The 11,756-nt window shown below is 70.0% G+C and carries 12 protein-coding genes; 8 read left to right on the top strand and 4 right to left on the bottom strand.

The features are described from left to right. The 4 genes from VKZ50_17960 to VKZ50_17945 all read right to left on the bottom strand — a co-directional run. On the bottom strand, window positions 1-914 hold a 914-nt coding region (locus VKZ50_17960; protein ID HLJ61613.1), incomplete at its 3' end, for a Fe-S cluster assembly protein HesB. A 3-nt stretch (window positions 915-917) separates the two neighbouring features. After that, complete coding sequence (locus VKZ50_17955; protein ID HLJ61612.1) at window positions 918-1,400, bottom strand: DinB family protein; 483 nt, start codon at window positions 1,398-1,400, stop codon at window positions 918-920. 69 nt (window positions 1,401-1,469) lie between these two features. Next, a complete protein-coding gene (locus VKZ50_17950; protein HLJ61611.1) occupies window positions 1,470-1,706 on the bottom strand; it encodes a hypothetical protein in 237 nt (78 codons plus the stop codon). A gap of 53 nt (window positions 1,707-1,759) precedes the next feature. After that, entirely contained in the window at window positions 1,760-2,278 is a 519-nt protein-coding gene (locus VKZ50_17945) for a CBS domain-containing protein (GenBank protein HLJ61610.1), read from the bottom strand. Between the two features lie 323 nt (window positions 2,279-2,601). On the opposite strand from VKZ50_17945, the gene VKZ50_17940 reads away from it, so the two are divergent. From VKZ50_17940 to VKZ50_17905, 8 genes are all read left to right on the top strand, one after another. Then, the gene (locus tag VKZ50_17940) at window positions 2,602-3,258 is read left to right on the top strand and encodes an ABATE domain-containing protein (protein HLJ61609.1); all 657 of its coding nucleotides are present in this window, start codon (window positions 2,602-2,604) and stop codon (window positions 3,256-3,258) included. A gap of 67 nt (window positions 3,259-3,325) precedes the next feature. Continuing rightward, window positions 3,326-4,216, top strand: coding sequence for a 16S rRNA (cytidine(1402)-2'-O)-methyltransferase (rsmI, locus tag VKZ50_17935; protein ID HLJ61608.1), 891 nt, complete (start codon window positions 3,326-3,328; stop codon window positions 4,214-4,216). Next, the gene (locus VKZ50_17930; protein ID HLJ61607.1) at window positions 4,213-5,352 is read left to right on the top strand and encodes a dihydrodipicolinate synthase family protein; all 1,140 of its coding nucleotides are present in this window, start codon (window positions 4,213-4,215) and stop codon (window positions 5,350-5,352) included. Before rsmI ends, VKZ50_17930 begins: the two co-directional genes overlap by 4 nt. Continuing rightward, window positions 5,349-6,656: a homoserine dehydrogenase gene (locus VKZ50_17925; GenBank protein HLJ61606.1), complete on the top strand. Its 1,308-nt coding sequence runs from the start codon at window positions 5,349-5,351 to the stop codon at window positions 6,654-6,656. Before VKZ50_17930 ends, VKZ50_17925 begins: the two co-directional genes overlap by 4 nt. Window positions 6,657-6,658: 2 nt before the next feature. After that, a complete protein-coding gene (thrC, locus tag VKZ50_17920; GenBank protein HLJ61605.1) occupies window positions 6,659-7,762 on the top strand; it encodes a threonine synthase in 1,104 nt (367 codons plus the stop codon). After that, on the top strand, window positions 7,759-8,664 hold the full coding sequence (thrB, locus tag VKZ50_17915; protein HLJ61604.1) for a homoserine kinase: 906 nt from the start codon (window positions 7,759-7,761) through the stop codon (window positions 8,662-8,664). Before thrC ends, thrB begins: the two co-directional genes overlap by 4 nt. Window positions 8,665-8,745: 81 nt before the next feature. Further along, entirely contained in the window at window positions 8,746-9,960 is a 1,215-nt protein-coding gene (locus tag VKZ50_17910) for an aspartate kinase (protein ID HLJ61603.1), read from the top strand. 182 nt (window positions 9,961-10,142) lie between these two features. Then, the gene (locus VKZ50_17905; GenBank protein ID HLJ61602.1) at window positions 10,143-11,702 is read left to right on the top strand and encodes an ABC transporter substrate-binding protein; all 1,560 of its coding nucleotides are present in this window, start codon (window positions 10,143-10,145) and stop codon (window positions 11,700-11,702) included. Window positions 11,703-11,756 lie beyond the last annotated feature (54 nt).

The following is an 11,756-nucleotide window of genomic DNA, read 5'->3' as shown; positions in this document are numbered from 1 at the left end:
CGCGTGAGGAACAGCCAGAACGCGAGCCCCGCGTAGGGACCGTAGCGGCGAAAATCCCGGACGATCGTCCGGTCCGCGATCCGGCGCCGGCCGCGCAGCTTCGCGTACGCGGGCCGGGTCCACGAGTCGAGCGTCAACCGTGAGTAGCGCCCGAGCAGCATCATGATGTGCGACGCGGCGTACGGGCCGACCCCGGGAAGGACGACGAGCCGTTCCGCGATCTCGTCGTCGGAGAGCGATGAGGGTCCGGATCGCGCGAGCGCCTCGACGTTCGCCGACCCGTCGGCCACCGCACGCGCCACCGCCCGTAGGTACGGTCCGCGATAGCCCGCACGGACGACGTCCCGGTAGAACCGCAGCGGAGCCTGCGCCATCGCTTCCGGCGACGGGAACCCCCTGCCGCGCCACCCGCGCTGGGGGGCGTCACGCGCGGGCTTCCCCAGGCGCTCCACGAGCGTTCCGACCATCTTCCGCGTCAGCGCCCAGGAGCAGTTGGTGGTGCAGATCGTCTTGACGACGTCCTCGAACACCGTGGGGCTCCGGATCATGCGCCCCGCCCCGCCGCAGACCCACGCGAGTTCGGGATCCCCGCGGGCCGCGGCGTAGAACGGGGACAGGTCCTCATCAAGGCGCAGGATGTGGCGAAGCACAACGCGCAGGCGCTCGCCCGCACGAAAACCCACGGGACCGCCGCCCACACGCACCGACGCCCACCCGGCCTCCGCGGGGGCGATGCGCACCGTCCGCGGCCGGCCGCCCGCGACGGGGACGGTGACCTCGAGCACGTGCGTGTCCCGATCCAACGCCATCGGCGGCAGATCGCCGAAGCCGTGGGAGAGGAACGTCCGCCGCAGATCCACCGGCTCGCCGCGGGCACCGGCGATCGGAAGGCGAAAGACGGCCTCGTCGGGCACGCGCTAGTATCCCGCGGGGATCCCCTGCAGCGCCCGAAGGTAACAGATCTGGCCGCAATGGTACCCGTCGTGCGCGATCAGGCCGAGGATCGTGCTCGACAGCGCAACCGACCTGCCCGGGCTCGGCGCGTCGAGCTCGGCATCGGTTCGCTTCGCGAGCTCCGCCTTGAGTCGCGTGTGGGCCGCACCGAGCCGCTCCACCGAGGCGCGCCACGCCTCGCCGGTCACGCTCTCGATCTCGCGGAAGTCCGCGCCGGCCGCCCACCCCTTCGGTTTCGGCGGAACGCCGGCCATGCAGTCAGCGACATCTTCCATCCAAAGCGACACGTGGTTGACGATTTTCCAGATCGAGTTGCGCCCGGGCCCCGGACTCCACGCCGCCTGGGCCGCCGTCACGTCGACGGCCTCGCGCAGCGCGATCTGCCAGCCGCTCACGTTGAAGACCTCGTCAATCCCGCGAAGCAGCAGGTCGATCCTGCTCCCCATTGTGCTTCCCCCCGTTCGTGATCGAGTGGAACGCCCGCGTCGCCCTCGACGGATCGACCCCGGTGCGCGTCACGCCGCGCGGCCGTCCCCCGTCGCCCCGCACGGCTTCGTCACCACCGCGGCAAGCGCTCGGTCGCGCGCGGCCGGCCGAACTCCCAGCAGGCGCGCGAGCCGACCGAGGAGCGCGCTCCCCCGCACCTGCCCCGATTCCACAGCGCGCGCCAGCCGGTCGGAACACGCTTGTTCCCTCCAAGCGCCGATGCGCTCCTTTGTGATCACCTCGTACGCGTACGAATTCCAGTGCATGGTCGAGTCCCTCCACAGACAGAATCAACATACCGGCTCAAGACAGCCAGCGTCTACGACACCACCGGCGCACGGCCGGCGACGATCGTTGCGAGATCGGCGCCTGGAGCGTCCCCGCTCGCGGCGGCAAGCAACCGCGTCCAGGGAAGCAGTCCGACGAGGCGGTCCCCCTCCATCACCGGCAGCACCTGCGCGCACGCCAGGCGCATGGTCGCAGCGGCCGTCGACAGCGGCGTGTCCGGCGTCACCGTCGCGGCGGCCGGCGCGGTTGCGCGGGCGACCGTCATCCGGTCGAGCACGTCGCGAAGCTCGTACACATCCAGCGTCGTCGCCTCGGACGGCGTAAACCGGAGCAGCGACTTCTCGTCCACGAGGCCGACGAATCGAGCGTTCTCGAGAACCGGGAGCGCCGTCGCTCGATGCTCCCGCAGCAGACGAAGTGCGGTCCCGATCGTGGTCCGGGGTGTAATCGCAGGCAACGCCGCCGCCATCCACTCCCGTACGTGCGTGTCGTTGAGATCGATGCTCATCGCAGCCACCTCCGGCTCACCGCTGTTCACGTACTGATGCATCATATTCTCCTGATATGTGATGACATTGAATATATCATATACCACTGATGTATGTCTAGCCGTCCGCCTCCGAGCATACCGCTCTCGCCCGAGTTGGATCTATCCGATTCCTGGCGCGAAACCTCGTGCCCCTCGACACGGCCAACCCGACCCCTTGCGCACCTAGCGTATAACCTGCTATACTCGTTTTGCTAGTGACATCGTAGTACGGATATGATAACTTGTCAATAGCAAATTGAAGGTTATATTGCGAACACAACTTTGAACGTGATGTCAGTTTGGGGCCCGGCCGGAGACTCCCATGCCGGCGGCGAGGCGGGATCATGACAACGGACGAAGCACGACAATCGCAGGAATACGTCTTCGATCTCTCGGGTGGGTCGTTGTGCTTGAATTTCGTTGATACTGTCAGCGGTTCACGCGCGCGTCCGACGGAGCGCCTGCGTTCCTACGAGGACTTGGTGTCCTGGGGCCGGCAATCGGGAGCAATCACGTACGACGTCGCCGACCGGCTCGCCCAGGCCGCGGAACGCCGTCCGCGCGACGCCGGAGGCGTGCTCGCCGAAGCGCTGCGGCTCCGAGAGGCGCTGTTCCGGATCTTCTCTGCGTCGGTGGAGGATCTCCGCGCCCCCGAGCGGGTCGATGTCGAGCTGCTAAATTCGGCGCTGTCGGAGGCGTTGCAGCACCATCGCATCGTCAAGACGCCGGAAGGGTTCGCGTGGGCGTGGGCGGACGACAGGGACGCGCTCGAGCGCATCGTGTGGCCCGTCGTCCACTCCGCGGCGGACCTCCTGACCTCGCCCGACCTGCGCCGCGTCCGACGGTGCGCGGGCGCCGACTGCGACTGGCTGTTCATGGACCTGAGCCGGAATCGGACGCGGCGGTGGTGCGACATGAAGGGGTGCGGCAATCGAGCCAAGGCGCGGCGGTACTACGAGCGCCACCGCGCCCATGCCGAGGGGGGCCGCGCCCCCGGATAGCGGGCGTCCGGGCCGACCGCACGCGCCCCTGCCCCGCCGGGGTCGCTCATTTTGCTATAGTGAGAACGTGACGCAGGCCGGGCCGGGTACGCTCTATCTCGTGGCGACCCCGATCGGGAACCTTGAGGATATTACGCTTCGCGCGCTGCGTGTGCTCCGCGAGGCGGCGGTCATTGCGGCCGAAGATACCCGGCACACGCGGAAACTGCTGGCCCATCACGACATCCCGGGTCACCTGATCAGCCTGCACGAACACAACGAGGTCGCGCGGATCCCCGAGTTCATCGCGCGCCTGCGCGGCGGCGACTCGATCGCGCTCGTGTCGGACGCCGGCACGCCGGGGCTGAGCGATCCCGGGACGACGCTGATCGCCGCCGCGGCGGCCGCGGGCGTCCCGGTCGTCCCGGTCCCGGGCCCGAGCGCGCTGCTTGCCGCCCTCGTCGTGTCGGGGTTCCCGACCGCGCCGGTCACGTTCCTGGGGTTTCTTCCGGTCGGGTCGGCTGAGCGGCGGCGCGCCCTCGAGGCTGCCCGCACCCTCCCACACACCCTGGTGCTGTATGAGGCTCCCCACCGCCTGCGAAAGACGCTCGCCGCCCTGAGCGAGGTGTGGGGCGACCGCCGGATCGCCGTGGCGCGCGAGTTGACAAAGATGCACGAAGAGGTGTGGCGGGGGCGCGTGCGCGAAGCCCTTGAACATTTTTCGTTACATCCGCCCCGGGGCGAATTCACGCTCGTGGTCGAGGCGGCGCCCGCAATCGCTCGCGCGCCGTCGGCGACGCCCCCCTCGGATGAAGCCGCGACGCACGCCGAGGAGGCCGCCCGTGCCACGCTCCGGGCGGCGCTGGCCGAGGGGCAAGCGCCGTTTCAGGCTGTGCGCCGTGCGGCGCGCACCAGCGGGCTTCGGCGGAACGAGGTGTACCGGCTCTGGCTCGCGATCAAGCAGGAGGCCATGCGATGAAGACCGTGCACAAGGCGCACGACGAGGCCGAGGCGCTGATGCTCCAGGGTCTGCTCGAGGAAGCCGGCATCCCGGTGGTGCTCCGGTCCCGCCAGATTCCCGGGTACGGCGAGGTCGTGGAACGCGCGACCGGCGTGTGGGGTGATCTCCTCGTCCCTGACGAGCGCGCACCGGAGGCGCGCGAGCTCGTGACGGGGTATCTTCGCTCGTCCCAGGACGCCCGCGCGGAGGCGTCGGAACGGCTCAGCGGCGTGATCGTGCCCGTCGTCACCCTGTTCGACGAGCGCGGCGGCATCGATGAGGCGGCGAACGTCCGCCACCTTGAGTGGCTGATCCGTCACGGCGTGCACGGCCTGTTCGCGCTCGGGACCACGGGGGAGTTCACGGCGCTCTCGCGGGAGGAACGGCGGGCGTTCGCGGAGTTGGTCGTTAGCACCGCGGGCGGCCGCGTGCCGGTGCTGATCGGCGTGAGCAGTCCGTGGACCGATGAGGCGATCGCGTACGCCGAACACGCGGAGGAAATCGGCGCACGCGGAGTCGTGGCGGTCCTTCCATACTATTGGGTCCCGCCGGATCGCTCGATCTACGAACACTTCAGGCTGCTCTCCGTGGGGACCTCGCTTCCGGTCTACATCTACAACTTCCCGGCGCTCACCGGACGGAACATCCCGCCAAAGCTGGTCGCGCGTCTCGTGGCCGACCGCCCCAACATCGCGGGCATAAAGGACACGGTGGACAGCATCGCCCACATCCAGGAAACGCTCACGCTCGCGCGCGCCGTGCGCCCCGATTTCACGGTGCTGTGCGGGATGGACTACCACCTGCTCAACACGATGCTGATCGGGGGCGACGGGTGCGTGCCGGGGTCGGCCAACTTCTTCCCCGACGCATTCGTCCGGGTCTACGCTGCCGCGGCGGCAGGCCGCCTGACCGATGCTGCGGAGGACGCCAGGACGCTGGCGCCGATCCCCACCGTCTACGGCGAGGACGCGCCGGCGTTCGTCATCGTCAAAGAAGCGATGGTCATGGCCGGCCTGATTCCGCATGCGACCACCCGGCCGCCGGCCCTCCCGCTCACGGACGACGAGCGACGGCGGCTCAGCCGCGGCCTGACGGACATGGGGGTCCTGGGGTGACGCCGCGCCGCCCCGCCGCAGACGAACTCCGCATCGGCCTCCTCGGCTGCGGCACGGTCGGGGCGGCGGTGGTGCGCCTCCTTCGCACCAACGGCGAGGAGATCCGGCGGCGCACGGGGCTGACGCTCCGCGTCGTCCGCATCGCCGTCGCCCACCCTGAGAAGAGCCGCGGGATCGTGTTCGACCCGGGCGTCCTCACCGGGAACGCGGCGGACGTCGTCGCCGACGCGCGGGTGGACTGCGTCGCCGAGGTGATGGGTGGCATCGAGCCTGCGCGCGCGCTGCTGCTCGATGCGATCGAACGCGGGAAGAGCGTCGTGACCGCCAACAAACAGCTGATCGCCCGCCACGGACCGGAGCTGTTCGGGGCGGCGGCCCGTGCCGGCGTCGACCTCCGGCTTGAGGCGAGCGTGGGCGCCGGGCTGCCGGTGATCCAGCCGCTCAAGGAATCGCTCGCCGCGAACCGGGTCAGCGAGCTGTGGGGCATCTTGAACGGCACGACGAACTACATCCTGACGAAGATGGCCGACGAGGGATGGGAGTTCGACCGCGCGCTCGAAGACGCGCAGCGCCGCGGCTTTGCCGAGGCCGACCCGTCCGACGATGTGGACGGCCACGACGCCGCGGCGAAGCTCGCGATCTTGGCGACGATCGCGTTCCACACGCCCGTGCGGGCCGACGATGTCTACCGCGAGGGGATCCGTCGCGTCACGACCCAGGACATCGCGTTCGCCCGCGAGCTGGGGTTCGCCGTCAAACTGCTCGCCATTGCCCGCGACTACGACGGCCGCGTAGAAGCCCACGTGCACCCGGCGTTCCTGCCGCTCGGTCACCCGCTCGCCGCGATCCGCAACGAGCTCAACGCCCTGTTCGTGCGCGGCGACTTCGCGGGCGAGGTGATGACGGTCGGTCGCGGCGCCGGCGGAGACCCGACGGCGAGCGCGGTCGTGGCCGACCTGATCGACGTGGCGCGGAACCGCTCCGCGGGTGCGCACGGCCGCGTCGGGTGGAGCGCGCTCACCTCCCGACCGATCCGGCCGATCGAGGAGACCGCATCCCCCTTCTATCTGCTGATGCAGGTCACCGATCGCCCCGGCGTGTTCGCCCGGATCGCGACGATCTTCGGCGAGGAGGGCGTGAGCATCGCGTCGATCGTCCAGAAGAGCCGCGGGCATGCGGCGGAAATCATCATGGTGACGCATACCGCGCTCGAGACGCAGATGCGCCGCGTCCTGTCCCGGCTCGGAGAACTGGACGTCCTCCACAGCGTCCGGAGCGCGATCCGCGTCGTAGGCGAGGTGTAGGCGTGGACGCCTCGGCGCCCGGGCGGGCCGGCGCGCCGCAGCGCTGGCGCGGCGTGATCGAGGAATACCGGCCGTATCTCTCCGTGACGGCCGGCACCCCGGTCGTGACCCTGCTCGAGGGCGGCACGCCGCTGGTGCGCGCGGACCGGTTGGCGCGCCATCTCCCGGATGTGACGCTGTATCTCAAGTACGAGGGCACGAACCCCACCGGCTCCTTCAAGGACCGCGGGATGACGATGGCGATCTCCAAGGCGGTCGAGGAGGGGAGTCGCGCCGTCGTGTGCGCGAGCACCGGCAACACCTCGGCGTCGGCGGCGGCCTACGCGGCGCGCGCCGGACTGCTGTGCTTCGTCGTCGTCCCGGCCGGCGGCGTGGCGCTCGGCAAGATCGTGCAGGCGCTGGCCCACGGCGCGCGCGTCGTGCCGATCGAAGGTTCGTTCGACGACGCGCTCGGGATCGTCCGCGAGGGGGCGCCGCGGTTCCGGCTCACGCTGGTCAATTCGGTGAACCCGTACCGGATCGAGGGCCAGAAGACCGGCGCGTTCGAGGTCTGCGACGCGCTGGGCCGCGCGCCCGACGTGCTCGCGATTCCCGTGGGGAACGCGGGCAACATCACTGCGTACTGGCGCGGGTTCACGGAGTATCACGGCGCCGGCCGGATCGCGTCGCGGCCGCGCATGTGGGGATTCCAGGCCGCCGGCGCGGCACCGTTCGTACTGGGCCGCCCGGTCGAGCATCCGGAGACGGTCGCCTCCGCGATTCGGATCGGGCGTCCCGCGTCGTGGGACGGCGCCAAGACGGCCGTCCGCGAGTCCGGCGGCGCCTTCGAGGCGGTGACCGACGAGGAACTGCTCACCGCGCGCACGCTGCTCGCGCGCGAGGAAGGCCTCTTCGTCGAGCCGTCGTCCGCAGCCCCGATCGCGGGGCTGCTGAAGCGCGCGCGCCAGGGGCGCCTGCCCGCCGGCCTCGTCATCGTCAGCGTCCTGACCGGCCACGGCCTCAAGGACCCGGAGGCCGTGCTGCGCACCGAGCGCCGCCCCGAGCCGGTGCCGGCCACGATGGAGGCCCTCGAGCACCTCGTCGAGGCGGCGCTCGCCGCGCGATGATTACGGTCCGCGTGCCGGCGACCTCCGCGAACCTCGGTCCTGGTTTCGACGCGGTCGGGCTCGCCCTGCGCCTCCACAACACGCTGGAGCTGTGGGCTGCCGACGCGCCCTTGATCGACGTGGAGGGCGAAGGCCGAGAGACGCTTCCGCGGAACGCGTCGCACCTCGCGCACCGCGCGGCGACCGCCGTCGTGGATCGCGCCGGACGCGCGCGTGGAACGACGGCGCCCCGGGCGTTCGGCATCCGCCAGCACAACCGGATCCCCCTGGCCCGGGGGTTGGGAAGCAGCGCCGCGGCGATCGTCGGCGGTGCCCTGGCGGCCAACGCGCTGCTCGGCGACCCGCTGGACCGGCAGGCGCTGCTCGATCTCGCGACGGAGATCGAGGGACACCCGGACAACGTGGCGGCGGCGCTGCTCGGAGGCCTCGTGGTCTGCGCCGGGACCCCGTCCGGCGTGCGCGCGATGCGTCTCGCCCCGCCGCCGCTGTCCGTCGTCGCGGCGGTGCCCGACTTTGCGGTCTCGACCGGCGAAGCGCGACGCCTGCTGCCGTCGCGCGTGCCGTTCGACGACGCCGTGTTCAACGTCACGAGAACGGCCCTGCTGGTCGCGGCGCTGAGCGGCGGGCGGCCCGATCTGCTCGGCGACGCGACGGAGGACCGGCTGCACCAACCCTACCGCGCGGCCCTCATCCCGGGGCTGACGGAAGTGTTCGCCGCGGCACGCCGGGCCGGCGCGAACGGGGTGGCCTTGAGCGGGTCGGGACCGACGGTCCTTGCGTTTGGCGGGCCGCCGGGCGTCGGCCCGGCCATGGCCGAGGCGTTCGGGGCCGCGGGCGTACGGTGCCGAACGCTGGATCTTCAAATCGACACCGAGGGCGCCGTCGTTGAAACGCGGGCGTAGGCGTGTGCGTCGGGAACGAGGCGAGGCGGGACCGCGCAGGGCCGGCGACCGGCCGGCGGACGTACGGGCGGGGGGATCCAGGTGGGGTTGATCGTCCAGAAATTCGGCGGCACCTCCGTCGCGGACGCGGACCGCGTAAACCACGTGGCGCGACGGGTCGTGGCGACCCAGGCGGCGGGACATCGCGTGGTGGTGGTCGTCTCGGCGCCCGGGGACATGACCGACGACCTCGTCGAGATGGCGCGCCGGATCACCGACCGCCCGCCGGCCCGCGAGATGGACATGCTCCTGGCAACGGGAGAGCAAGTGTCCATCGCCCTGCTCGCCATGGCCATTCACGCCCAGGGTCGGGAGGCGATCTCCTTGACGGGAGGGCAGGCGCGCATCCGCACCGAGCGGGTGCACACGCGCGCGCGCATCGTCGACGTAGACCGCCGCCGCATCGACCAGGAGCTGGCCGCGGACCGAATCGTCATCGTGGCGGGGTTTCAGGGGATCACGGACGACGCGGAGATCACGACGCTCGGACGGGGCGGCTCCGACACGACCGCCGTCGCGCTCGCGTCGGCGCTCGGCGCGGACCTGTGCCAGATCTACACGGACGTCGAGGGCGTGTTCACGGCCGACCCGCGTGTCGTCCCGGACGCGCGAAAGCTTCGGGAGATCTCGTACGACGAGATGCTCGAGATGGCCAGCTCCGGAGCACTGGTTCTCCAGACGCGGGCGGCGGAGCTGGCAAAACAGTATCGGGTGCCGCTCGAGGTGCGCAGCAGTTTCGTGGATCGGGAGGGAACCATGGTGACGGACGGCTCGATGGAACGCCGCCGAGTGGTCACGGGCATCACGCACGATCGGAAGGTCGCGAAGATCACCGCAACCGGCGTCGGCGACCGGCCCGGGGCCGCGCATACGATCTTCCGCGCCGTCGCCGCGCGCCACGTCAACGTGAACATGATCATCCAGAGCGTGCCGCGGAGTGAGCGGGCCGACATCTCGTTCACGGTCGGCGCATCCGACATGATCGCCGCGGTCGAGGCCGTGCGCGCCGTGGCCGCCGAGGTCGGCGCCGCGGAGGTGCTGGCGGACGACCAGGTGGCCATGGTCAGCGCCGTCGGCGCCGGCATGATCAGCAACCCGGGCGTCGCGGCGCGGATGTTCGGCGCGCTCGCCGCCGCCGGCATCAACATCGAGCTCATCGCCACCTCGGAGATCAAGGTGTCCTGCGTAATCCGGGCCGCGGACGTCGAGCGGGCCGTCCAGGCGCTGCACCAGGAGTTCGAACTGGAGCGGGAGTAAGCCCGTCGGGCCCGTTCCACCCAAACCGCACGGCGCTGCGATCCCCGTTACATCGCCGCCGGACAGCTGGACGCGCAATTGCCGGATCTCGAGCAGGACTTGCCCCGGTATGACCTAATCAGTGGGAACAGCCACACGGACGCGGCCCCGGCCCGGGGCCGACCAGAGGGAGGGGAGATTCGATGGTCGGAAGTCGGCCGAGAACGCGGATTCGCTTGACGGCACTGCGCGCGGTCAGCTTGCTCGTGACGATGGCACTGCTGGTCCCGGTCACCATGTTGCTCCCGCGGCCGTCGGCCGGCGCTCCGGTGGCGACACTCACGATGGCGCGAAACGCGGACATGCTGACCTGGGACCCGTACCCGACCGGGGATGATCCCTCGATCTTCACGCAGATGGTCGTGTACGACCGCCTCGTGAAACTCGCGCCCTCGAACAGGGACGTGCAGCCGGAGCTCGCGACGTCCTGGAAGATGTCCCCCGACGGGCTCACCGCGACGTTCACGCTGCGACAGGGCGTGAAGTTCTCCGACGGGACGCCGCTCACGGCAGACGATGTCGTGCTGTCGCTCACGCGAGCAATCGACCAAAAGAGCGAATGGGGCTTCCTCTTCTCCCCGGTAAAGTCCGTCACCAAGGTCGACGACAGGACGATCGCGCTGCACATGTCGGAGCCGTTCGCGCCGCTGCTGGCCGCGCTCTCGACGTTCGCCGCGAGCATCTACTCCAAGGCGAACTACGATAAGTACGGGCAGGCCATGACCCAGCACCCGCTCGGGACCGGCGCGTTCGCGCTGGAGAGCTGGCAGAAAGGCTCCCAGCTCACGCTCGTCAAGAACCAGAACTACTGGCAGCCGGGGAAGCCCACGATCGATCGGATCGTCATGCGGGTCGTCGGCGACGACAACACCCGGGTGCTGCAGCTGCAGTCCGGCCAGGTCGACCTCATCGACTTCGTACCGCCGAACCAGGTCAAGCAGATCCGAGGGGTGGGCCAGAAGGTCTACGCCGTGGACGGCACCGCCGTCCTGCGCTACACCCTGAACGAGACCATCAAGCCGCTCGACGAGGTGAACGTGCGGGCCGCCCTGGCGCACGCAATCGACCGGGAGGCCGTGGCGAAGAACGTATATTTCGGCCTCGCCACGGTCGCGAAGTCGCTGCTGCCGGCGACGACGCTCTACTATGATCCGAACGCGGATCCGATGACGTACGACCTGGCCAAGGCGAAGGCGTTCCTCGCGAAGAGTTCGGTCCCCGGCGGCTTCACCTTGACGGTCCAGCTCCCCGCGGGCAACCAGACCCTGCTCGACGCGGCGACGATTTGGGGGAACGGCCTCAAGCAGATCGGCGTCACGTTGAAGATCGAGCAGGTCGAGACCACGACGCTGATCCAGCTCCGGAACGCCGAGCACTACAGCGTGTTCAACGCGGCGTGGACGAACGACACGCCGGACCCCGACGAGCTGATGGGTGTGGCGATGGACTTCAAGTCGCAGCACGCCGCGCACACGTTCTACAACAACGCGCAGGCCCAGCAGTTGGTCGCCCAGGCCCGGCGCGAGCTGGATCCGAAGAAGCGTCAGGCGCTCTACACCCAGCTGCAGCGGATCGAAAATCGCGACGCGCCGCAGATCTACGTCGTGGACGTGCCGCGGCTGTACGCGAGCTCTCCGAGCGTCGTGGGGTTCGCACCGAACTCGCAGGGCAAGTACGGCTTCGAGAACGTGAGCAAGCGGTGACGGCGCTGCGTCCGCCCCGGAGGTCGACGGGTAACGGCGGGCGCTGAGATCCCG

Source organism: bacterium, assembly GCA_035295165.1.
Lineage (GTDB): Bacteria > Sysuimicrobiota > Sysuimicrobiia > Sysuimicrobiales > Segetimicrobiaceae > JAJPIA01.
This window is presented reverse-complemented; position numbering and strand designations above follow the sequence as displayed.